The organism is Peteryoungia algae (genome assembly GCF_030369675.1).
Lineage (GTDB): Bacteria > Pseudomonadota > Alphaproteobacteria > Rhizobiales > Rhizobiaceae > Allorhizobium > Allorhizobium algae.
Window position 1 is genome coordinate 1257691 of record NZ_CP128477.1, and the last position, 21059, is coordinate 1278749.

22 protein-coding genes and 1 other RNA gene are annotated in these 21059 nt (G+C 61.0%); 10 read left to right on the forward strand and 13 right to left on the reverse strand.

Going from position 1 to position 21059, the window contains the following annotated elements; all coding sequences use genetic code 11:
* Positions 1-59: 59 nt before the first annotated feature.
* From QTL56_RS06300 to QTL56_RS06315, 4 genes are read right to left on the reverse strand one after another with little or no spacing between them, the layout of a single operon-like run.
* Complete coding sequence (locus tag QTL56_RS06300) at positions 60-434, reverse strand: nitrile hydratase accessory protein (RefSeq protein WP_245136606.1); 375 nt, start codon at positions 432-434, stop codon at positions 60-62.
* Positions 421-1080 carry a nitrile hydratase subunit beta gene (gene nthB / locus QTL56_RS06305; RefSeq protein WP_245136605.1) on the reverse strand — a complete coding sequence of 220 codons (660 nt, stop codon included), beginning with the start codon at positions 1078-1080 and terminating at the stop codon, positions 421-423. Before nthB ends, QTL56_RS06300 begins: the two co-directional genes overlap by 14 nt.
* Complete coding sequence (nthA, locus tag QTL56_RS06310; RefSeq protein ID WP_245136604.1) at positions 1077-1709, reverse strand: nitrile hydratase subunit alpha; 633 nt, start codon at positions 1707-1709, stop codon at positions 1077-1079. Before nthA ends, nthB begins: the two co-directional genes overlap by 4 nt.
* A 9-nt stretch (positions 1710-1718) precedes the next feature.
* On the reverse strand, positions 1719-2312 hold the full coding sequence (locus QTL56_RS06315) for a LysE family translocator (protein ID WP_245136603.1): 594 nt from the start codon (positions 2310-2312) through the stop codon (positions 1719-1721).
* Between the two features lie 173 nt (positions 2313-2485).
* Between QTL56_RS06315 and QTL56_RS06320 the strand changes: the two genes are divergently transcribed.
* Both QTL56_RS06320 and QTL56_RS20920 read left to right on the forward strand, forming a co-directional pair.
* Positions 2486-3331 carry an aldo/keto reductase gene (locus QTL56_RS06320; RefSeq protein WP_245136602.1) on the forward strand — a complete coding sequence of 282 codons (846 nt, stop codon included), beginning with the start codon at positions 2486-2488 and terminating at the stop codon, positions 3329-3331.
* Between the two features lie 162 nt (positions 3332-3493).
* Positions 3494-4030 carry a metalloregulator ArsR/SmtB family transcription factor gene (locus tag QTL56_RS20920; protein ID WP_280640725.1) on the forward strand — a complete coding sequence of 179 codons (537 nt, stop codon included), beginning with the start codon at positions 3494-3496 and terminating at the stop codon, positions 4028-4030.
* A gap of 58 nt (positions 4031-4088) precedes the next feature.
* On the opposite strand, the gene ilvN is transcribed toward QTL56_RS20920, so the two are convergent.
* The gene (gene ilvN, locus QTL56_RS06330) at positions 4089-4661 is read right to left on the reverse strand and encodes an acetolactate synthase small subunit (protein WP_076398065.1); all 573 of its coding nucleotides are present in this window, start codon (positions 4659-4661) and stop codon (positions 4089-4091) included.
* 17 nt (positions 4662-4678) lie between these two features.
* Positions 4679-6436 (reverse strand): acetolactate synthase 3 large subunit, encoded by a 1758-nt coding sequence (locus QTL56_RS06335; protein ID WP_370660350.1) that lies wholly within the window; start codon positions 6434-6436, stop codon positions 4679-4681.
* Between the two features lie 366 nt (positions 6437-6802).
* Here QTL56_RS06335 and QTL56_RS06340 point away from each other — a divergent pair, with 366 nt between their 5' ends.
* Positions 6803-8956 (forward strand): ATP-binding protein, encoded by a 2154-nt coding sequence (locus tag QTL56_RS06340; protein WP_245136600.1) that lies wholly within the window; start codon positions 6803-6805, stop codon positions 8954-8956.
* Between the two features lie 7 nt (positions 8957-8963).
* Here QTL56_RS06340 and miaA read toward each other — a convergent pair whose 3' ends face one another.
* On the reverse strand, positions 8964-9878 hold the full coding sequence (gene miaA, locus QTL56_RS06345; RefSeq protein WP_245136599.1) for a tRNA (adenosine(37)-N6)-dimethylallyltransferase MiaA: 915 nt from the start codon (positions 9876-9878) through the stop codon (positions 8964-8966).
* Here miaA and serB point away from each other — a divergent pair.
* From serB to QTL56_RS06360, 3 genes are read left to right on the forward strand one after another with little or no spacing between them, the layout of a single operon-like run.
* Positions 9877-10767: a phosphoserine phosphatase SerB gene (serB, locus tag QTL56_RS06350; protein ID WP_245136598.1), complete on the forward strand. Its 891-nt coding sequence runs from the start codon at positions 9877-9879 to the stop codon at positions 10765-10767. The genes miaA and serB overlap by 2 nt on opposite strands.
* 10 nt (positions 10768-10777) lie before the next feature.
* Positions 10778-11365 (forward strand): GNAT family N-acetyltransferase, encoded by a 588-nt coding sequence (locus QTL56_RS06355; RefSeq protein WP_245136597.1) that lies wholly within the window; start codon positions 10778-10780, stop codon positions 11363-11365.
* A 24-nt stretch (positions 11366-11389) separates the two neighbouring features.
* Complete coding sequence (locus QTL56_RS06360) at positions 11390-13765, forward strand: putative bifunctional diguanylate cyclase/phosphodiesterase (protein WP_245136596.1); 2376 nt, start codon at positions 11390-11392, stop codon at positions 13763-13765.
* A gap of 3 nt (positions 13766-13768) precedes the next feature.
* Here QTL56_RS06360 and QTL56_RS06365 read toward each other — a convergent pair whose 3' ends face one another.
* From QTL56_RS06365 to QTL56_RS06390, 6 genes are all read right to left on the reverse strand, one after another.
* Positions 13769-15376 (reverse strand): Do family serine endopeptidase, encoded by a 1608-nt coding sequence (locus QTL56_RS06365; RefSeq protein ID WP_370660330.1) that lies wholly within the window; start codon positions 15374-15376, stop codon positions 13769-13771.
* Between the two features lie 109 nt (positions 15377-15485).
* Positions 15486-15671 carry a DUF2065 domain-containing protein gene (locus tag QTL56_RS06370; RefSeq protein ID WP_245136595.1) on the reverse strand — a complete coding sequence of 62 codons (186 nt, stop codon included), beginning with the start codon at positions 15669-15671 and terminating at the stop codon, positions 15486-15488.
* Positions 15672-15675: 4 nt separating this feature from the next.
* Complete coding sequence (hflC, locus tag QTL56_RS06375) at positions 15676-16626, reverse strand: protease modulator HflC (RefSeq protein ID WP_245136594.1); 951 nt, start codon at positions 16624-16626, stop codon at positions 15676-15678.
* Between the two features lies 1 nt (position 16627).
* Positions 16628-17755, reverse strand: a complete 1128-nt coding sequence (gene hflK / locus QTL56_RS06380; RefSeq protein WP_229576780.1) for an FtsH protease activity modulator HflK — start codon at positions 17753-17755, stop codon at positions 16628-16630.
* Between the two features lie 153 nt (positions 17756-17908).
* A complete protein-coding gene (locus QTL56_RS06385; RefSeq protein WP_245136593.1) occupies positions 17909-18430 on the reverse strand; it encodes a dihydrofolate reductase in 522 nt (173 codons plus the stop codon).
* Between the two features lie 21 nt (positions 18431-18451).
* Positions 18452-19246: a thymidylate synthase gene (locus tag QTL56_RS06390; RefSeq protein WP_245136592.1), complete on the reverse strand. Its 795-nt coding sequence runs from the start codon at positions 19244-19246 to the stop codon at positions 18452-18454.
* Between the two features lie 138 nt (positions 19247-19384).
* On the opposite strand from QTL56_RS06390, the gene ssrA reads away from it, so the two are divergent.
* The 4 genes from ssrA to QTL56_RS06410 all read left to right on the forward strand — a co-directional run bounded on the left by ssrA (position 19385) and on the right by QTL56_RS06410 (position 20962).
* Positions 19385-19761, forward strand: a transfer-messenger RNA (tmRNA) gene (gene ssrA, locus QTL56_RS06395).
* Positions 19762-19930: 169 nt separating this feature from the next.
* Positions 19931-20434, forward strand: coding sequence for an SspB family protein (locus QTL56_RS06400; protein WP_229576783.1), 504 nt, complete (start codon positions 19931-19933; stop codon positions 20432-20434).
* Positions 20435-20484: 50 nt separating this feature from the next.
* Entirely contained in the window at positions 20485-20676 is a 192-nt protein-coding gene (locus tag QTL56_RS06405; RefSeq protein WP_229576784.1) for a DUF4169 family protein, read from the forward strand.
* A 64-nt stretch (positions 20677-20740) separates the two neighbouring features.
* A complete protein-coding gene (locus QTL56_RS06410) occupies positions 20741-20962 on the forward strand; it encodes a ribbon-helix-helix domain-containing protein (RefSeq protein ID WP_229576785.1) in 222 nt (73 codons plus the stop codon).
* Positions 20963-21059: the final 97 nt, after the last annotated feature.

Here is a 21059-nt window from a genome sequence, read left to right on the forward strand (position 1 = left end):
GCGGATTCGGACGCCCGATGCAAGGCAAAAGCCGGGACAAACAGAACAAATCGTGGACATCACGCCCGGCGCGGGTCGTTGGCGAGCTCAATCGGCGCCCCATGCGGCGTCGCTTCTGCCGCCCGCTGCCAGCTTTTTCGCAAAGCCTCGATCGTTTCAGTATCCGCCACCCCCTTGCGCTGAAGAAGACCGGCAAGAGCGGCAACCCAGGCATCGAAATAGTCGGAGCCATCCACAGCCCGCCCCGGCCGATGGACTTCGGCCGAGAGGCTCTCTGCCCATTCCGGCCAGTTGAACACGCCGCGCGCGTGGAGATGCACGGTCATCGCAAACGCCTGTGCATGCCAGGGTTCTGCAAAGACCGGCGCTCCCTCGGGTGATCGCGGCAGACCGGGCGAGGCGACGAGATCAGTGCTGGTCTCACAGGCGCTCAAGATAGCTCTCCCAGCCATCGATGGAGACGGTGAGTGTCGGATCGGCGCCCTCGCCCCAGATCTCTGCCGCCGTAAAGATCACGGTATAGACCCATTGCGGGTTCTCGCCGCGCCCATGCGCATTGTCGTCGGGAAAGACAAAGCCACCCTGCACGGCCTCGACGACACCCGCCTTCGCCCGAGCATAGCGCGGAAGGCGGGTATGCCCCGCCGGATTGAGATTCTTCGTCCGCACCCGGTCACCGATGGCAAACTTCGGCACCGTCGCCACGGGTCGATCACACGGCCCGCCCCGCGCCAGCACCGCATCGACCATTTCGGATTTCAATACACGTTTTGGCGCGTGTCCCTGCTCCAGATGCCGACCGGTTGCCAGCTCCTGGCCGGTTGCGAAACCATGCCGTTCGAGCAGCATCTCGATACCGCGTATCCAGATCTCGTAATAGCTGGCCGCCAGATAGTTGGCTGGCGGAATGCTCTCGCGCGCATGCCGGCTTTCGTCGATTGTCCAGGCCCCGAAGGCGCCGCAGGACAGCGTGATGCCGAGCGCCCGCTTCTCCCATTCGGCATGAAAGTATGGCTCATCCTTTTCAGGCGCGACGAGACCGAAGCCCATTTGCCCGCCAAGATCATGCGGCCCGTTCATCGCAACGCCTCCGGCGAGAGCGCGAGCCCCGTGCCGATCATCGAGTCCCGCGTCACGAGATTGGCAAGCGCCTCTTCGGCGAGCCCCTCCGTGTCGGCGGGACGCTGAGGCACGACAAGATACCGCAGCTCCGCCGTCGAATCCCAGACGCGTATGCCCATAGTCTCCGGCAAGGTCACCCCGAACTCGGCCAACACGCCGCGCGGATCGATCACCGCCCGCGAACGATAGGCCGGCGCCTTGTACCAGACCGGCGGCAGGCCGAGCACCGACCAAGGATAACAGGAGCAGAGCGTGCAGACGACGAGATTGTGGGTCTCGGGCGTATTGAAGACGGCCCGCATATGCTCGCCCTGCCGCCCGGTATAGCCGAGGCTCGTGATCGCTGCCGTCGCATCCCGCTTCAACCATTCGGCGAAGTTTTGATCGGCCCAGGCTTTGGCAACGACGCGTGCGCCGTTTCTCGGGCCCACCTTCGTCTCGTAGGTCTCGACAATTGCGTCGATTGCACCAGGATCGATCAGGCCCTTTTCGGTCAGAAGGGTTTCCAGCGCTTTGACCCGCGCCTGCATGTCGGAATAGTGGTTATCATGATGATGATCGTCGTGGTCGTGGTGATGGCCGGACATCATTGTTTCCTATTTCAGCATGGGCCAGAGACTGAGCACCAGGAGCAAAGCCATGGTGATGTTGAACCATTTGAGCCGCACCGGCACCGAGAGCCACTCGCGCAGCGCCGAACCGAAGCCGGCCCAGGTCGACACGCTGGGCACGTTGACCGCGGCAAAAACCAGCGCGACGATCGAAACTGTCAGAGCATATTGCTCCGGGTCAGGATAGACCGCCATCGCCGTGATCGCCATGACCCAGGCTTTCGGATTGACCCACTGGAAGGCGGCCGCGCCGAGAAAGGTCATCGGGCGGGCCTTTGCCTCGCCCTTGCCCATCGAGCGTGACGAGCCGATTTTCCAGGCGATCCAGAGAAGGTAGAGCCCACCTGCGACCTTGAGCGCGACAAAGGCCGGTGGATAAGCGGCCAGAAGCGCGCCGAGACCAAGCCCCACGGCAATCAGCAGCGAGAGAAAGCCGGCACCGATGCCGAACATGTGGGGAATGGTCCGCCGGAAGCCGAAGTTCACCCCCGAGGCGAACAGCATCATGTTGTTCGGTCCCGGCGTGATCGAGGTCGCGAAGGCGAAGAGGGCGAGCGCGAGCAGCGTATCGACCGACATGAATGTTTCTCCTCCAGATCTTGAGGTGAGCCTAGCTGGCCCATCCTCACAAACCATCCGCAATCTTGTGACGGTGACACGAAGGGCCCCCAGTGGAGAGCACTGCGTCATTTGACGCTTGCTGCGCCGATGCGTGTGGTTATCTTGATGACGACACAAGCGAGGACCGCACGATGCACGACGCCATTCCGACTGTCACCTTGCCGGGCGGCGAGGACGTCCCGAGCCTCGGCTTCGGCACCTGGATGATGGGCGTGGACAAGTCCGTCGCAAAAGTCGAAATCGATACGATTAGGCTGGCGCTCGATCTCGGAATGACAGTAATCGACACCGCCGAAATGTATGGTGACGGCGGCGCGGAACGCATTGTCGGCACGGCGTTGAAGGACAGGCGCGAGGACGCTTTCCTCGTCTCCAAGGTCCTTCCATGGAACGCGAGTTACAGCGGCACCATCAAGGCGTGCCACGCCAGTCTCGACCGTCTGGGCACGGATCATCTCGACCTCTATCTCCTGCACTGGCGGGGTGAGTACCCGCTCGACGACACGGTTGCCGCCATGGAAGAACTGAAGGCCGCTGGCCGCATACGCGCCTGGGGTGTTTCCAATTTCGACATCGGCGACATGGAAGAACTTCTCGAGGTGGCTGACGGCAAGAACTGCAGCGTCAATCAGGTTCTCTACAATCTCTCTCGCCGTGGTATCGAATTCGATCTTCTGCCTTGGTGCCAGGAGCACGGCATTCCGGTCATGGCCTATTCACCGATCGAGCAAGGGCGAATTCTGGACAATCCCGAACTGATCCACATCGCCAAGGCGTACCAGGCCACCCCGGCCCAGGTCGCCCTCGCCTTCCTGTTGGAACGTGAGGGGGTGATCCCGATCCCGAAGACCTCGAGCCCTCGCCGCCTGCAGGAAAATCGCGAGGCGGTTGATCTCGACATATCCGAGGATGACTGGGCGCGCCTCGATGCCGCCTTCCCACCGCCGGCGCGCAAAGTGCCGCTGGAGATGCTGTAAACGGTGGAGGAGCAAGCGCTCCCGATCCTCTCCCCAGCATCGGAAAATCGTGATCTATCCACAGGCCCTGCATTTGCGGCACTTTACGCCAGCCCCTCAGGAAATTAGGAGATTGCCTAATTCGAGAATTGCGGAGAGAGAGCCGCACGGCTGAGGGACCACATGGCGAAACGCGGCAAGACCGACCTGCACCCGGCGATGGACAAGACCTCGTCCCGCGTCTTCCATGCGCTAGCTTCCGATCCTCGCCGCATGATGCTGCTACACCTCTCCCAGGCGACCCTGACCGCCGGCGAGATCGCAGCCCGTTTCGACATGGCCAAGCCCTCGATCTCCCAGCACCTCTCGATCCTGGAAAATGCCGAGCTGATCGAAGGCGAGAAGAAGGGGCAATACATCCATTACAGCCTGAAACCTGCAGCCCTGCGGCATGCGCTGGCAGCGATGTTGACCGCGACCGAAGTCGCGGGCGAAGAAGCCGAGGCAGTGGCTAGGGAGGGCACGGCCATAAAGGTCAAAAAGCCCTCGAAGAAAAAGGCCGGCCCGGCAGAGTCAGAACTATCCGCCCAGCAGCCTGGCAAAGCCTCGAAGGCTCAGAAGACCGAGAAACCCGCCAGGGAAAAGCCGAAAAAGGCGGACGCCGATCTGCCTCCGGCACCACAGCAGATGGGCCTTCTCGACCTGCTCGGCATGAACTGAAAACAGAAAGGGCGACCGAAAGGTCGCCCTTTTGTTATTTCGGGAAATCCCGAAGTCCTTACATGCCCTGCGGACCACGGTTCATCGCGGCGATCCCGGTGCGGCAGATCTCGTTGAGGCCGAGCGGCTTCATGATCGAGACGAACTGGTCGATCTTCGACGACTTGCCGGTGATCTCGAAGATGAAGTGGTCGACGGTCGCGTCGACCACCTTGGCCTGGAAGGCATCGGCCAGACGCAACGTTTCGGCCCGCATCTCGCCGGTCGAAACGACCTTCACCAGCGCCACTTCGCGCTCGATTGGCCGTTCCTGGCCGAGTTCGCGCGCCCTGACCGTCAGGTCCAGCACCCGGTGTACGGGTACGATCCGCTCGAGCTGCGCCTTGATTTGTTCGAGCACACCGGGCGTGCCGCGCGTGACGATGGTGATGCGCGACAGATGCGCCTCATGCTCGGTCTCGGAAACGGTCAGGCTCTCGATATTGTAACCACGGCCGGAAAACAGGCCGATGACACGAGCGAGAACGCCCGGCTCATTGTCGACCAGCACCGAGAGCGTATGGCTCTCGATGGCGGACGTTTCCTTGGCGATGAAATAGGCCGAACCGGTCGGCTGAAGATGTGCGTTCATGGTTCTGTTCCTCCCGGTCAGACGAGCTGACGGCCCTTGGCATCGATGGCATTGGCGACGGCTTCGTCGGTCGCCTCGTCCGGCAGCAGCATCTCGTTATGCGCCTTGCCCGACGGGATCATCGGGAAGCAGTTGGCGAGATTGGCGACGCGGCAATCGAAGATGACGGGCTTCTTGACGTCGATCATTTCCTGGATGGCACCATCGAGATCGCCAGGCTTCTCGCAGCGGATACCGACCCCACCATAGGCTTCCGCCAGCTTGACGAAATCCGGCATGGCTTCCGTGTAGGAGTTCGACAGACGGTTGCCATGCAGCAGCTGCTGCCACTGGCGCACCATGCCCATATACTGGTTGTTCAGGATGAACACCTTGACCGGCAGCTCATACTGGATGGCGCAGGACATTTCCTGGATGCACATCTGGATCGAGGCGTCGCCCGCGACATCGATGACCAGCGCATCGGGATGCGCGACCTGCACGCCGATGGCAGCCGGCAGGCCGTAGCCCATGGTGCCGAGACCGCCCGAGGTCATCCAGCGGTTCGGCTGCTCGAAGCCGATATACTGGGCCGCCCACATCTGGTGCTGACCGACTTCGGTCGTGATGTAGGTATCGCGATGTTTGGTCAGTTCATAGAGCCGCTGCAACGCGTATTGCGGCATGATGACATCCTTGGACGGCGTGTAGGCGAAGGAATTGCGGGCCCGCCACTTGGCAATGCTCGTATTCCAATCGGCCGTCTGGGAAGCCTCTGGCTTCTTCGGCAGGGCCCGCCAGGCGCGAACCATGTCTTCCAGAACCCGGCCGACATCGCCGGTGATCGGCACGTCGACGCGGACATTCTTGTTGATCGACGACGGATCGATATCGATGTGGATCTTCTTCGAATCCGGCGAAAACGCATTCAGGCGCCCGGTGATGCGGTCGTCGAAGCGCGCGCCGATGCAGACCATCACGTCGCAATCATGCATGGCCATGTTGGCTTCGTAGGAACCGTGCATGCCGAGCATGCCGAGCCAGTTCTTGCCCGAGGCCGGATAGCAGCCGAGGCCCATCAGCGTCGAGGTGATCGGGAAATCGGTGAGCGAAACGAGCTCGCGCAGCAGCTTGGTGGCTTCCGGGCCGGAATTGACGACCCCCCCGCCCGAATAGATCACCGGCCGACGGGCCGTAGCCATCAGTTCGACGGCGGCCTGGATTGCGCGTGCGTCACCGGTGACCTTCGGCTGGTAACTCTTCAAGGCCTTGTGCGAATCCGGCGGTGTATAGGTGCCGGTGGCGAACTGGATGTCCTTGGGCACATCGACGAGAACCGGGCCAGGGCGACCGGTCTGGGCGATACGGAAGGCCTCATGAATCACGCTAGCCAGCTGGTTGACGTCCTTGACCAGCCAATTGTGCTTGGTGCAGGGACGCGTGATACCAACGGTATCGCATTCCTGAAACGCATCCGAGCCGATCAGCGAGGTCGGGACCTGACCGGAGATGCAGACCAGAGGAACGCTGTCCATCAGCGCGTCCTGCAACGGGGTGACGGCATTGGTAGCGCCGGGACCGGATGTGACCAGCATGACGCCGACCTTGCCGGTCGAACGCGCATAGCCTTCCGCCGCATGGCCGGCGCCCTGCTCGTGACGAACCAGGATGTGCTGGATTTCGTCCTGCTGGAAGATCTCGTCATAGATCGGAAGCACGGCCCCGCCGGGATAGCCGAAGATGTGCTCGACACCGTTATCTTTCAGCGCGCGCAGGACGATCTCGGCGCCAGTCATCTGATTGTCTTTACCCGTCATGCTGTGTTTCCATCTGCCTTCTTGGTTTTTGGGCTGATAACCCGGTTCAGGGCATAAAAAAAGGCCCCTTGAGGAGCCTGTCATCTAGCGCATGGGTGGCTATCGCCGGATGGTTACACCATCCTGCCCATGCGCCGTCCCACCACGATAAGTGCAACCGAGTTTTTCATGGAGCGAAGTGTTAGCCAGAAAGCAGCCCAGCGTCAACGCATCTTTCGTAACTTTTGCTGACGGCTCGCGAAAGTTTGTTGCGCCGAAGCCTTCAATCTTCGCGGCCGCTTTAACGAAATACACCATATTTTAAGCGCTCAGTCCTAAGCTTGCGCCAGCAGGGAGAATGCGCGCTTGTTGAACGATGATCTTCACAAGTCCGGCGACGCCGGAGACCAGGAGCGCCGCGATGGTATGCGGCCAGGCAATCGAATGTTGGGGCGCGTCGTCGCCTGCAATGGCTCGCGCGCGACCATTTCCGCCGTCGCTGCGGAAGGCGGCACCGATCTCACAGAACTCTGGTCCGTCGGCCGACTGATCTCCATCACTGTCGGCAAGAACCGCGTCGTGGCACTGGCCTATTCGATGCAGACCGAAGGCAAGGACTGGGGCGAAGGCGCCGACAACCAGTTCCTGATCGAGGTCGAGCTCATGGGCGAGGTCTATGTCCAGGAGGACGGGAAAGAGACCTTCTCCAGCGGCATTTCGCGCTATCCCTATCTCGGCGCCATCGCACATCGCATTCGTGCGGCCGACCTCTTGCGCATCTACGACACCCGCCTCAACGACACGGCCGTCATCGGCAAGCTGACCCAGGACGAGACGATCGACGCGACCATTCACATCCCCTCGATGCTGTCGAAGCATTTTGCCGTGGTCGGGTCGACCGGCGTCGGCAAATCGACAGCCGTTTCGCTCCTCTTGCGCAAGGCGATCGAGAGCGACCCAAAGCTCCGCGTCCTGATCCTCGACCCTCACAACGAATTTGCCGCCGCCTTCCCGGATCTCGCTGTCGTCATCGACACCGATACGCTCGACCTGCCCTTTTGGCTGATGCGCCTGGACGAATTCGCAGAGGTCCTCTTCCGTGGTCGACCGCCGGTGGCGGAGGAACTCGATATTCTTCGCGATTTGATGCCCGAAGCAAAGCGCGCCTTCCGCGGCAATGAGAGCGCCCTGATGCGCCGCATGGCCGACAAGAGCTCGATGACGGCAGACACGCCCGTCCCCTACCGCATCGCCGACCTCATGGCGCTCATCGACGAGCGCATCGGCCGGCTCGAGGGGCGCGGTGAAAAACCCTTCCTGCGGTCACTCAAGATGCGCATCATGTCCGCGGTCAACGACCCGCGCTATCACTTCATGTTCTCCAACAACACGATCAGCGACACGATCATGGAGACGATCGCGCATATCTTCCGCATCCCGGGAGACGATCGCCCGGTCTCGACCTTCCAACTGGCCGGGATTCCCTCCGAAGTCGTCAACTCCGTTGCCTCGGTGCTTTGCCGCATGGCCTTCGAACTTGCGCTGTGGTCAAACGGTGCAATCCATATGCTTGTCGTCTGCGAGGAAGCTCACCGCTACGTCCCCGCCGACCCCAATCTCGGCTTCTTCCCGACCCGACAGGCCATCGCCCGCATTGCCAAGGAAGGCCGCAAATACGGCGTGTCGCTCGGTGTGATCACCCAGCGCCCCGGAGAACTCGACCAGACCATCCTTTCGCAGTGCTCGACGCTCTTTGCCATGCGCCTCGCCAACGACCGCGATCAGGAGATCATCCGCTCGGCGATCCCCGACAGTTCCATCTCGACCACCAGCTTCATCTCGTCCATCGGCAATGGTGAAGCCATCGCCTTTGGCGAGGCGATCGCCGTTCCCATGCGCATGCGCTTCACGCGCGTCGACGAATCGGCATTGCCCAAGGCGAACGGCGTTACCGCGAAAAACACGGAGGAAACACCGGATACGGTCGATCTTCGCAACATCGTCGGTCGTATGCGCGCCGTTGCCGGCCCCGACATTTCGGCCTTTCAGCAGAGCTTCGACAATGGCCTCGGCCGCGTTGACATTCCGCTTGCGCCAGAGGGCATCTACGACGATGAGGAGTTCGAAGATGATGACGAAGGTTTCGGCAGCATGAGCCAGCCTCTCGCTCCGCCTCAGGCTCCTCGACCAATGGCGAGCAGCATGCCGCTCGCGCCGCCGCCACCTGTCACGCGGCCTGCCTATGACCCGCCGGTCCAGCGACACACATTGCCATCGTCGGAAACGCCACCGATCGAGCCTTATCGTCCCGACATGCTTCCCCGTGCCGACATGCCTCCACGTGCCGGCATGGAGGAGCGCGTCCGCCCGCGCACCGAAATGCCTGCCCCTGCCCCCGCATACGCGACGGAGCCGGCACCCGCGACCTTCGCCTCGCAACCACTGCGCCGCGAGGGCAGCTCCTCGCTTCGGGAAAGCATTCTGAAAAAGCCGCTGTCGAGCCTCTACAAGCGCGATTGAAAGAACCTCAACCGATCCGGAATGTAACCGGGTCGATGCGCTGCCAGCTTTCATCCACCTGATTGCGGAACCAGGTCATCTGCCGCTTGGCATATTGCCGCGTCGCCGCAGAGGCTCGATCGGTCGCCTCTGCGCGGCTGATCCGGCCCGCCACCATATCGGCAATCTGCGACACGCCGATTGCTTTCAGGGCCGGCATTTCGGGCGCAAGATCAAGCGCAAGCAGCGCCTCTACCTCCTCGACGGCCCCCTCCTCCATCATCATCGCAAAACGCCGGTTGATCCGATCGTGGAGCAGGGCTCTGTCGGGCAGGACGACAAGTTTCAGCGAGCGCTCCGGGTCGATCAGCATCGGCCCGGAGCGCTTCTGGAATTCGACAATGGAGCGTCCCGTCGCGCGAAACACTTCCAGGGCTCTGACGATCCGCTGGCCATCACTGGCATTGAGCCTTTGCGCTGCCGTCGGGTCCAGTCTGCCCAGTTCTGCATGCAGAATCGCGGCCCCTTCCACCTCCAACCTGCGCCGTATTTCACGCCGCAGCGCATCCGGCACGGGCGGCATGTCCGAAAGTCCTCCCGTCAGCGCCTTGAAGTAGAGCCCCGTCCCGCCGACGATGACCGGCAGACGCCCCTTCTCCTTCAGCTGTCGCAGGAGTTGTTCCATCTCCCTCAGCCAGTCCCCGGTGGAGTAGCTGCGCGATGCGGGCACATGGCCGTAGAGTTCGTGCGGAACCCCGTCCATCTCCTGCGCGCTCGGCCGGGCGGTCACCACCCGCAACGTGTCGTAAACCTGCATGCTGTCGGCATTGATCACGATGCCACCATGGCGTCGGGCAAAATCGAGCGCGAGCGCGGACTTGCCGCTGGCGGTCGGCCCGGTTATCAGGATCGCGTCTGAGTTCTTGCTAGGATCTTCCATCATGGCCTTGGTTGCCACGCTTGTCGCCAATCCGTCAAACCCTGTTCTGACCCCGGCGCTCGCCGAGAGGGCAGCAGATGCGGTCGCATCGACGCGGCTCTACTGGCTTGCCGACGGCATTGCCTGCGACATCCCGATCCCGGACGGCACGGACGCGGTTGAGGCAGAGCGCCGATTGCGTGAGGTCATTACAGGCCAGCCCGTGGATATCGCCGTGCAGGACGCCGAAACCCGCCGCAAATCCTTCCTGATCGCCGACATGGATTCGACCATGATTGGCCAGGAATGCATCGACGAACTGGCAGCCGAAGTCGGGTTGAAGGAAAAGGTGTCTGAAATCACCGCACGCGCCATGAACGGGGAGATCGCATTCGAACCGGCCCTTCGCGAGCGCGTGGCACTGCTCAAGGGCTTGCCGATTACGGTAATCGACGAGGTGATCGAAAAACGCATCACACTGACGCCAGGTGGCCGCGAACTGATCGCCACGATGAAGGCCAGGGGTGGGTATACCGCACTCGTCTCGGGCGGTTTTACCGTGTTTACCAACAGGATTGGCGCCACGCTCGGCTTCGACGAAAACCGCGCCAACATTCTCATCGAGAGTGACGGCTTTCTGACGGGGGCGGTCGCGGAACCGATCCTCGGCAGACAGGCCAAGGTGGATGCGCTGCTCGACATCGCCCGTAGGCTCGGTATTTCCCCTGAAGACACGATTGCCGTCGGCGACGGCGCCAATGATCTCGGCATGCTCGGCATTGCGGGATCGGGCGTCGCATTGCATGCCAAACCCGCCGTTGCCGCGGAAGCCAGTATCCGAATCGATCACGGCGACCTCACCGCCCTCCTCTATCTCCAGGGCTATCGCAAGACCGATTTCGTCACGGGGTAACCGACCTTCCATGATCATTGTCGAAACAGAGCGGGTCGTTCTTCGCAATTGGCGGGACGAAGACCGTGATCTGTTTCGTGAAATCAATCGGGACGAGAAGGTCATGGCCTTCTTTCCGTTTCGCCGCAGCCATGCCGAATGCGACCAGTTGTTCAACCGCAATCGCGACATGATCACCGGGACCGGGCTAGGCTTCTACGCCCTCGCCGATCGCGACACCGACGAAGCCATGGGCTTTTGCGGCCTGGCTCCCGTCGACTTGCCCGGCATCCTGCCGGAGGGATCCGTTGAAATCGGCTGGCGTCTTGCCACGCGGTTCTGGGGAAAGGGTTATGTCACCGAAGCCGCGGAAAGACTTGTCGAGCATGGGCTGACCGCCTTGGGGCTCGCCAAAATCTACGCCTTCGCAGTCCAGAACAATGACCGATCGATCGCCGTGATGCGGCGCCTTGGTATGGAGCATTACCGGAACAGAGACTTTGACCACCCCAAGGTGCCGGATACACATCCTCAATTGAAACGACACGTATTGTATCGGACCACCTCGAGAACTCTCAAGATACGAAAAAAACGAAACGACCAATTTACTCAGACTTAAAAAGTAGATGCTAAATATCGCGCCATGGAGAAAACAATCCCGGCGCGTATAGCGGCTTCCGTTGCAGACATGGTCGACCGCTTCCTGCGCCTCGGTGAGAGTGGGCAGACAGCCGACGAAGCATCGCGCATCCGGGCCATCCGGTTATCCGTCATGGCGGCCACGACTCCGTGGATGATGGTCGCCAATCTCTGCAATGCGCTTCTGACACTATTTGCGTTCAAGGATAGCCCGTCATCGACATCGGTCTTCGTTGTCTGCAGCCTCATTCTCGCAGTCGCTGTCTACACCAGCTATACTTGGTGGCGGAACCGCAAACGAGGGCCGCGAGAGCGGGCGAGCATCCGCGGGACGAGCCGTGCCGTCATCTACGCATTTCTCTTGAGCGGCCTTTGGGCAATGCTCGACGTCGTGGCCTATCACACGGCCGATGAAACGCAGAGAATGGTGCTGATCGCGCTGACGGTCGGCATGGCCGGCGGAGGCGGCTTTGCGCTGGCGACGGTGCCGCCGGCCTCTCTCGTCTTCTGCAGCACGGTAGCCGTGGGCGCAGCCATCGCGCTCTCACGCGATCCTTCGATCGTCGGAGCCTACCTCTTTGTTCTCTATCTGGTATTTGCCGCCATCATCATCCGTTCCTCACTGGCGGTCTGCAACAGTCTCACCGAACGTGTCCGCGCAAAGCTTGCCGCCGACGAACAGCGTGATGTGATCAACCTTCTCCTGAATGATTTCGAAGAAAATGCCGCCGACTGGCTCTGGGGCGTCGACCAAGGCATGAACATGGAGCGGGCATCGATCCGCTTCTATGAGCAGCTCCAGGTGCCCGAGGGCATGGTGGTCGGCAAGCCACTGATCAACATCATGCCATTCTCAACCGTCGGCATAGACGGATTAGACTGCCGGCAGAATTTTGAGGCCTGCCTGGAAAAACGTCAGTCGTTTCGCGACCAGGACATCTGCGTCGAACTGGGCGGCGAGCTGGCGATCTGGTCACTGACCGCCAAGGCAATTCTGGATGAGCATGGCAATTTCAAGGGGTATCGCGGCGTCGGGCGTGATGTGACCGCCAGCCGGGAGAGCCGTCTGCGCATCGAGCACATGGCCCGCCACGACCCCCTGACGGAGGTTGGCAACCGGGTCATGTTGGCCGAGGATTTCGCCCGCGCTGTCTCCCGCTACGATCGTCTCGGCGACGCGTTTTCCGTCCTCGTTCTCGATCTCGACCGCTTCAAGCAGATCAACGACAACCTTGGACATGCTGGCGGCGACGAACTTCTGCGGGTCGTCTCGAGCATTTTGAGCCAGCTCTGCGGCGATGCAGACACGCTCGCCCGCATCGGCGGCGACGAATTTGCCATACTGCACCTGTCGGGAGACGATCCACAAAGCGCAGCAAGCCTCGCCGCAAGGATCATCAATACCCTCCAGAAACCCATTACCCTGCGGTCCGGTTCGGCACATATCGGCGTCAGTATCGGCATCGCCTGTGCGCCGATCGACGGCATCGATCCCGACCAGTTGATGCGTAGTGCCGATCTTGCGCTTTACCGGGCGAAGGCCGACGGGAGAAATCGCTATCGGTTCTTCGACAGTTCCCTGGACGCCGCCGCCCGCCGCCGCAGCCTGATCGAACGCGAACTGGCGCTGGCGATCGCTGAAGGAACGCTTGATATCAACTACCAGCCACTCGTCGATGCCCAGAGCCGGCACATCGTCTGTGCCGAAGCTCTCGTCCGTTGGAGCCATCCGACGCTGGGAGCGATCAGCCCTGGCGAGTTCATCCCCATTGCGGAAGAGACCGGCCAGATCGGCGCCATCGGCAGCTTTGTGCTGCGCCAGGCCTGCAAGGACGCAGTCAACTGGCCCGCCCATATCCGCATCGCCGTCAATCTGTCATCGCGGCAGTTTCTCGGCCCGGGCCTCTTGCCACTGGTCGAGTCGGCGCTGAGACAGAGCGGCCTTCCGGTCAATCGGCTCGAACTCGAAGTGACGGAAAGTCTTCTGATGGACATGAGCTCCGGCGTGGAAGGGACGCTTGCAGCGCTCTCCCGTCTGGGGCTCAGGATCGCCCTCGACGACTTCGGAACCGGCTTCTCCTCCTTGAGCTACCTGCGTCGCTATCACTTCGACAAGCTGAAAATTGATCAGTCGTTTATCTCAGATCTCGAAACCAATCAGGACAGCCGGGCGATCGTTGAAGCAATCATCAATCTCGCGCGCGATCTGCGCATGAGCGTCGCGGCAGAAGGGATCGAGACCAGGGCCCAGTTCGATATGCTGCGGCAGCTCGGATGCGGCGAAATCCAGGGCTACCTCGTCGGTCGACCGATGCCGGTCGACCGGTTCGAGGATTATCTCCGCGAAAACGGCAGTGCCGTAGAGCGCCTCTATGCGTGACGTCTATTCCAGGGGAACAGCAACGAGACGCAGGTTGCCGTCCTTGTCGGCGATCATCAGATAGCCGCTGCGGCGCCCCTCGCCCTTGATGCTGGTCAGCTTCTCGGCGACCTGCTTCGGTGTCTTCATGAATTCCTGTGCCACCTCGACGATGACCTCGCCGACCTTCAGTCCCTTGCCTTCAGCTTTGGAACCGGGAAGCACGCGCGTGATCAGCACCCCCTCGACACCCTCGGCGATCGAGAAGCTGACGCGCTTGGCATCGTCGAGGTTGGACAGTTCGACCCCGATCAGACCTTCGGTCACCGGCGCGCTTGCCTCGTCCTGAGGTGCTATCGTCTCGCCTGCGCCTTCCTCGGCATCCGGAGCCGGATCTTCCGGCATCGGCTGATCGGTCGGAGGCGTTGCCGGATCCTCCTGTCCATCACCGTCGGGTGCAGTCCCCTCTTCGTTCGGCTCCTGAGTCGTTTCCGCCTCCGTCTCGTCGCTGGCGACCTCATCGTTCTCCAGACGACCGAGCGTCACCGTCACCGTCTGTTCCTTGCCATCTCTGAGGATCACCACGTCGAGCGGCTCCCCGATCGGGCTTTCCGCCACGATGCGGGTCAGATCGCGTGTCTCGGAGATCGGCCGGCCATCGAAGCTGGTGATGATATCTCCGACCTGGATCGGGCCTGTGGCAACGGGTCCGCCTTCGACGATCCCGCTGATCAGGGCGCCCCGGGCGCGACCGATCTTCATGCTTTCCGCAACTTCGTCGGACACGGGCTGAATGCGCACACCGAGCCAGCCACGGCGCGTCTCGCCGAATTCGATCAGCTGATTGACGATGTTCTGCGCAAGCTCTGTTGGGACGGCAAAGCCGATGCCGATCGAACCACCGCTCGGCGAGATGATCGCGGTGTTGATCCCGATCACCTCACCGCTCATGTTGAACAGCGGGCCGCCGGAATTACCCTTGTTGATCGCCGCATCCGTCTGAATGAAGTTGTCGTAGGGGCCGGCATTGATGTTGCGACCGCTGGCCGAAATGATGCCGACGGTGACCGAGCCGCCGAGACCGAACGGGTTGCCGATCGCCATGACCCAGTCACCGATCCGCATCTTGCGGGAATCACCGAACTTGACTGAGGTGAGCGGCTGCGGCGGCTCGACCTTGAGCACGGAAAGATCGGTCTTGGTGTCCGTGCCGATCAGCTTGGCCTTCAATTTCGAACCGTCCGAGAAGATGACTTCAATGTCGTCGGCGTTCTCGATGACGTGGTTGTTCGTGACGATGAAGCCTGTCGGATCGATGACGAAGCCGGAGCCGAGCGAATTTACCCTGTTATTGCTGGGGCCGCTTTCGCGATTCTTGTAGAAATCCTCGAACAACTCCTGGAACGGAGAACCGTCCGGCACCTGCGGCAGGGGACCGTCGCCTTCCTCGGCGACACTCTGCGAGGTCGAAATGTTGACGACGGCTCCAAGCAGGCCGCTGGCGAGATCGGCCACCGATTCGGGCCCCTGCGCCTGTGCAGGCTGCTGAGCGATGGCGGGGGAGACGGCAAGCGCCGTACCCATGAGGAATGCCGACAAGATCGTTCGCGACATGCGGGCAGGTTTCATCATCGGCTTCCTCACTGATTGTCTGGGCTTTTGCTGAACATAAGTCGGTTTGGGCGGAGGGAAAATCACAATTCCCGGAATAGCTCTATCCGCTGCTTGCGACCAGATCTTGTCAGCCGCGCAGCAGCCACAGCATTGCCGCGCCGAAAGTGACAGCGGTCATGCCGACAAGCCGCAACTGGTCTTCTGGGATATGCGGCAGGAGCCGCGCCATCCGCACAAGAAAACGAGGGGCCAGCGCATAGGCCAGCCCCTCGATGATCAGAAAGATGGCAATCCCTGCGAACAGGTCATCCATCGTGTCAGTTGCCGACCGCGACCGGCGGTGCTGCCGGCGCTGGTGCCGGAGCGGGCGCAGCCCGTCCTGCTCCACCGGTTCCTACTCCGCTGTTGAAGAAGCGGAAGAAGTCGCTGTCTGGCGAGAGAACCATCGTGGTCCCCTGATTGCTCAGCGAAGCAACATAGGCACGCATCGAGCGGTAGAACTCGAAGAAGGCCGGATCCCGCTGGAACGCATCAGCGAAGATGCTGTTGCGCTGCGCATCGCCCTCACCGCGAAGGATTTCCGAATCGCGCTGCGCTTCGGCCTGGAGTTCGACGACCTGACGGTCGGCGATCGCCCGGCGACGCTGGCCTTCTTCGTTACCGCGTGCGCGGATCAGTTCCGCTTCGGCCAGACGTTCGGCCTTCATGCGCTCGAAGGTCTGCTGCGAGACTTCCTGGGTAAGGTCGGTACGGCGGATACGGACATCCGTGACCTGCAGGCCGAGGCTTTCGGCAGCGGCCTGGAGATCGTCGCGAACATCCGACATCATCGAACCACGCTCTTCCGAGAGAGCCGCATCGAAGTTGCGCAGACCGTAGACGCGGCGGAGGGCCGCATCGAGGCGGGTGCGCAGACGCGACTCGGCGGCTTCGCGATCGGCAGAGACCGTTTCACGGAAACGGCGGGCATCGGTAATGCGATAGACCGCAAAGGCATCCACTTCATAGAACGCACCGCCGCGGACCTGCACACGGATATCCGGCAGGTCGAAGCGCAAGGCGCGGTCTTCGACATACTGGACTCGATCAGCGTCCATGAAGGCGAAAGGCAGCTTGAAGTAGAGGCCCGGTTCGGCCTTCACGTCCTGGATCTGACCGAAGCGCAAAACGAGAGCCTGTTCGCGTTCATTGACCACGAAGATGGACGAGTATGCCAGGAAGAGCGCGACGCCGATCGCGACGAGGAAATAGGGGAGACGATTTTCCATCTCAGTTCCCTCCCGTCGAAGACTGGCCTGCCGGCTGATTGCTCGACTGACGCGTGATTTCGTTGAGCGGCAGATAGGGCAGAACCCCCTGCTGTTCGTCGATGATCACCTTGTTCGAATTGCGCAGGACATTCTCCATTGTTTCAAGATAGATGCGCTGGCGCGTGACGTCGGGTGCCTTGACGTATTCGTCGTAGATCGAGATGAAGCGCTGCGCCTCACCTTCGGCTTCCTTGACGACACGATCCTTGTAGGCGGCTGCCTCTTCACGGATCTGTGCGGACTGACCGCGTGCCTGACCGAGACGCTGGTTGGAATACTGGTTGGCCTCTTCGACGAAACGGTCTTCGTCCTGCTGGGCACGCTGGACTTCTTCGAAGGCTTCAGCCACCTCGCGCGGCGGCGCCGCATCCTCGATCGGAACAGCGTTGATCGCGATACCGGAGCCATAGGTATCCATGGTCCCCTGAATGATCGCCCGCACCTGTGTCGAGATTTCCTCACGATTGTCGCGGAATACATCCTGGGCCGGACGACGGCCGACGACTTCACGCATGGCGCTTTCGGCCACCTGCTGCAGCGTCTGCGAAGGATCTTCCAGGTTGAAGAGGAAGGCCTGCGGATCGGAAACCGTGAACAGCACCGAGAACTGGACGCTCACGATATTCTGGTCGCCGCTGAGCATGAGCCCGGCGCCCGGATTGTTGGAGGTCGGACGGCTGCCGACATTCTGCTGTTGCTCCGTGACCTTGACGATCTCGACCGATTCGACCGGCCAGAGATGGAAATGCAGGCCCGGCATCGAAATGTCCTGCTTCGGCTTGCCAAAGCGAAGTTCAACGCCGCGCTCGTCGGGCTGCACAGTGTAGATCGACTGCATGGCCCAGAAGGCGACAAGCACGATACCCACGATGACGAAGACGCCACCGTTGAAGCCACCGGGCACGACATTTTTCAGTCGATCCTGGCCCCGGCGGATGAGGTCCTCGAGATCCGGAGGCTGATTGCCGCCGCCGCCGCTGCCGCGTGGCCGGTTCGGCCCCTGCCCCCAGGGACCCTGATTGTTACCGCCGCCACCGCCGCCGCCCCATGGACCGCCGCCGCCGCCGTTTTGATTGCTCCAGGGCATCAATACCTCTTTGCTGTAAAAAGCTCCCAAGTCCCCCGCCCGCTGGCCGATCGGCTAGCATGCATGAGGTTCCAGAGGGTTATAGGTATCGTGGCCCCGCCTTTCAACGCGAAGGGGGCAACTTCTTCATCGGAAAGGGCAAATTTTGCGTTATCAGGCGCTTCTGCGACGGTATATCGCGTATCGCGTCGGGAAATTGTCCTTTTCGCCCGCCGGAACCGAAGTCTCCTCGATGAGCTCGAACACCGCAGGATCGATCTGCGGAAACGAGGTATCGCCATCAACGACCGTCTCGACATGCGTGACATGCAACATGTCGGCATGCTCAAGCGCCTGACGGTAGATTTCCCCACCGCCGACGATACAGACTTCCGCGACGCCACTTGTGCGGGCCATGCTTTTCGCACGGTCCAGCGCGTCTTCGAGGCTCGCCGCGCTTTCCACGCCGGGCATGTCGAAGACCTCGCTGCGGCTGACGATGATGTGTGGACGACCCGGCAGCGGCTTCGACCCGACGGATTCGAAAGTCTTGCGCCCCATCACCAGCGGCTTGCCCATGCTCAGCGCCTTGAAGCGCCTGAGATCCGTCGACAGCTTCCACGGCATGTCGCCATCACGGCCGATAATGCCGTTTTGCGAAACGGCCACGATGATCACGGTCTTGATGGGAGTCATGCTCTTTTGTCCTCGCCGCGCCTAGACGGCGATCGGTGCCTTGATGCTCGCATCGGCTTCATAGCCGACCAGGCTAAAGTCCTCATAGGCAAAGGAAAACAGATCCTTCACCTCGGGATTGAGTTTCATCACCGGCAATGCCTTCGGCGTGCGGGTCAGTTGAAGCTTGGCCTGGTCGAAATGGTTCGCATAGAGATGCGCATCACCCAGAGTGTGCACGAAATCCCCCGGCTCGAGCCCCGTCACCTGGGCCATCATCAAGGTCAGCAGCGCATAGGACGCAATGTTGAAGGGCACGCCGAGAAAGATGTCGGCAGAGCGCTGGTAGAGTTGGCAGGAGAGCCGTCCGTCGGCGACGTAGAACTGGAACAGGCAGTGGCAGGGTGGCAGCGCCATTTCGTCCACCAGCGCCGGGTTCCAGGCGGTGACGATATGCCGGCGCGAATTGGGGTTCGTCTTGATGCTCTCGACGAGCCGGGCCATCTGGTCGATATGGCCGCCATCATAATCCGGCCAGGACCGCCACTGCGCACCGTAGACAGGTCCGAGATTGCCGTCTTCGTCGGCCCATTCGTCCCAGATGCTGACGCCATTTTCCTTGAGGTAGCGGATATTCGTGTCACCCTTCAAGAACCAGAGCAGTTCATGAATGATCGACTTCAAGTGCAGGCGCTTGGTCGTGATGACAGGAAAGCCGTCGGCCAGATCGAATCGCATCTGATGACCGAACACGGAGCGCGTGCCGGTTCCGGTGCGATCGCCGCGGTCACTGCCGTTGTCCAAAACATGGCGCAAGAGGTCGTGATACTGGTGCATGGGTCTAGTCCCGATCTATTCTGGGCGCAGCTTACTTCCGGCGCGACCTTTAACCAATCCGCCAAATCGTCTTTTCCCCGCTCGATCGCTGCCCTGCGCTCCTGGGAATTTATCGCAGACCGACGATTGTGCTTCCACCCTCTTTTCATCAGGGACGGAAACACCTATATCAGCCTTGCCGGGGCTTGCTCCGGATATGGCGATAAACGGTCGATGTAATAAACCTATTGGACCCGGGGGCGGTACCCGGCGCCTCCACCAAAAACCGGTCGATGACGAAGTCTTTGCGGACCGGCTTTTGATGGGGGCGAAATAGGATCGACAAGGGCGTAAAGATCGAACTTTTGCTCGGCATGATACCGCCGTTATCGGGTCACAAGTGTAGTTGCAAACGACAACAACGCTAAGGGTTACGCTCTCGCTGCCTAACGGTGGTGCGGGAAACCCGCTCTAAGTCCTTAGGGTTAGCCCCTTAAGGCGGGGTCCGAAGGCACCTGGCAACAGAAGCCTTCACCTAACTTCTCCCTCAGTCTTTCCCCATGAATTGCTTCGGATTTCGCCGCTACCCGCAGGCCGCGAATTGATGTACATTCGCCGAACCAGTTTAACGCGTCGGGGCTTTTCCGCGTCGCCGCGTCATGGCATAAGCCGTCGAAATCGGCATGATTAGGAAAGCAGGATCTGATGGGGCACGACCACATTCGCTACGACATTCTGGCCCAGGACGCCCTGCGCGGAGTCATCCGCAAGGTCTTGACCGAGGTTGCGGCGACAGGCCGGCTGCCCGGCGACCACCACTTCTTCATCACCTTCCTGACCGGAGCGCCGGGCGTGCGCATCTCCCAGCACCTCAAGGCGAAATATGCCGAGCAGATGACGATTGTCGTGCAGCACCAGTTTTGGGAGCTCAAGGTTACCGACAGCCTGTTCGAGATCGGCCTCTCCTTCTCCGACACGCCCGAGAAGCTGGTCATCCCCTTCAATGCCATCCGCGGCTTCTATGATCCGTCGGTGAACTTCGAACTCGAATTCGATGTCCCATTGACGGAGGAGGAAGAGAACGACGCCGAAATCACGGCTTATCCGGTGGAAGCCATTGCGAAGACGGATGAGCCGGAATCTGCGAAATCGGACGAGAAGAAGGAAGGCTCGGTCGTCTCGCTCGACGCCTTCCGCAAGAAGCAGTGATCTGACGAATGGCCGGGCCGATGCCCGGCCGTCTTCATCGAGGGACCAGAATGGCCGCAGACGTCGTCAATCTCCGCCAGTTCCGCAAGGCGAAGGCCCGTAGCGAGCGTGAGACGACCGCCGAACAGAACCGCATAACCTACGGGCGGACCAAGGCGGAAAAGTCCCTCACCCGGGCGCAGAACGACAAGGCTTTCCGTGAACACGAGCAGGGCCGCATCGAAAAGTCGGATCCGGAGTAAGGGCCCGCCTGTCCTTGGCGATCCTGTCAGCGCCATCCTCCGAATATTCTCCCGGAGATCCGTCATGATCCGCAAGCGCTCGATCACCCTTCACGGCCACAGGACGAGTTTCTCCGTCGAAGACGCGTTTCTCGACGAACTCAGGACAATCGCCTCTGAACGTGGACTGAGTTTCGCGGCCCTGATCGCAGACATCGACGAAGCCCGGCCACTTGATTCGAACCTCTCGTCCGCATTGCGCCTCTTCGTGCTGCGGGACCTGAAGGAGAGGCATCAACGCCCATGAAATACACAATGCGAGACATGCATAATTAGGTATCGCGTTGTATCGTTCATCCTGTGATTCCCGAAGGGTAGACCCCAGGGCCCATCGCCGCCGGATT

Excerpts from the sequence above, each read along its gene's own strand:
- hflC (WP_245136594.1), bottom strand. The coding sequence starts at position 16,626 with ATGGAAAATCGTCTCCCCTATTTCCTCGTCGCGATCGGCGTCGCGCTC.
- QTL56_RS06335 (WP_370660350.1), bottom strand. The coding sequence starts at position 6,436 with ATGACTGGCGCCGAGATCGTCCTGCGCGCGCTGAAAGATAACGGTGTC.
- QTL56_RS06355 (WP_245136597.1), top strand. The coding sequence starts at position 10,778 with ATGATCATTGTCGAAACAGAGCGGGTCGTTCTTCGCAATTGGCGGGAC.
- QTL56_RS06410 (WP_229576785.1), top strand. The coding sequence starts at position 20,741 with ATGATCCGCAAGCGCTCGATCACCCTTCACGGCCACAGGACGAGTTTC.
- QTL56_RS06405 (WP_229576784.1), top strand. The coding sequence starts at position 20,485 with ATGGCCGCAGACGTCGTCAATCTCCGCCAGTTCCGCAAGGCGAAGGCC.
- QTL56_RS06320 (WP_245136602.1), top strand. The coding sequence starts at position 2,486 with ATGCACGACGCCATTCCGACTGTCACCTTGCCGGGCGGCGAGGACGTC.
- QTL56_RS06360 (WP_245136596.1), top strand. The coding sequence starts at position 11,390 with ATGGAGAAAACAATCCCGGCGCGTATAGCGGCTTCCGTTGCAGACATG.
- nthB (WP_245136605.1), bottom strand. The coding sequence starts at position 1,080 with ATGAACGGGCCGCATGATCTTGGCGGGCAAATGGGCTTCGGTCTCGTC.
- QTL56_RS06315 (WP_245136603.1), bottom strand. The coding sequence starts at position 2,312 with ATGTCGGTCGATACGCTGCTCGCGCTCGCCCTCTTCGCCTTCGCGACC.
- nthA (WP_245136604.1), bottom strand. The coding sequence starts at position 1,709 with ATGTCCGGCCATCACCACGACCACGACGATCATCATCATGATAACCAC.
- ilvN (WP_076398065.1), bottom strand. The coding sequence starts at position 4,661 with ATGAACGCACATCTTCAGCCGACCGGTTCGGCCTATTTCATCGCCAAG.
- QTL56_RS06365 (WP_370660330.1), bottom strand. The coding sequence starts at position 15,376 with ATGATGAAACCTGCCCGCATGTCGCGAACGATCTTGTCGGCATTCCTC.
- QTL56_RS06385 (WP_245136593.1), bottom strand. The coding sequence starts at position 18,430 with ATGACTCCCATCAAGACCGTGATCATCGTGGCCGTTTCGCAAAACGGC.
- QTL56_RS06390 (WP_245136592.1), bottom strand. The coding sequence starts at position 19,246 with ATGCACCAGTATCACGACCTCTTGCGCCATGTTTTGGACAACGGCAGT.
- serB (WP_245136598.1), top strand. The coding sequence starts at position 9,877 with ATGGCCTTGGTTGCCACGCTTGTCGCCAATCCGTCAAACCCTGTTCTG.
- QTL56_RS06400 (WP_229576783.1), top strand. The coding sequence starts at position 19,931 with ATGGGGCACGACCACATTCGCTACGACATTCTGGCCCAGGACGCCCTG.
- miaA (WP_245136599.1), bottom strand. The coding sequence starts at position 9,878 with ATGATGGAAGATCCTAGCAAGAACTCAGACGCGATCCTGATAACCGGG.
- QTL56_RS20920 (WP_280640725.1), top strand. The coding sequence starts at position 3,494 with ATGGCGAAACGCGGCAAGACCGACCTGCACCCGGCGATGGACAAGACC.
- hflK (WP_229576780.1), bottom strand. The coding sequence starts at position 17,755 with ATGCCCTGGAGCAATCAAAACGGCGGCGGCGGCGGTCCATGGGGCGGC.
- QTL56_RS06370 (WP_245136595.1), bottom strand. The coding sequence starts at position 15,671 with ATGGATGACCTGTTCGCAGGGATTGCCATCTTTCTGATCATCGAGGGG.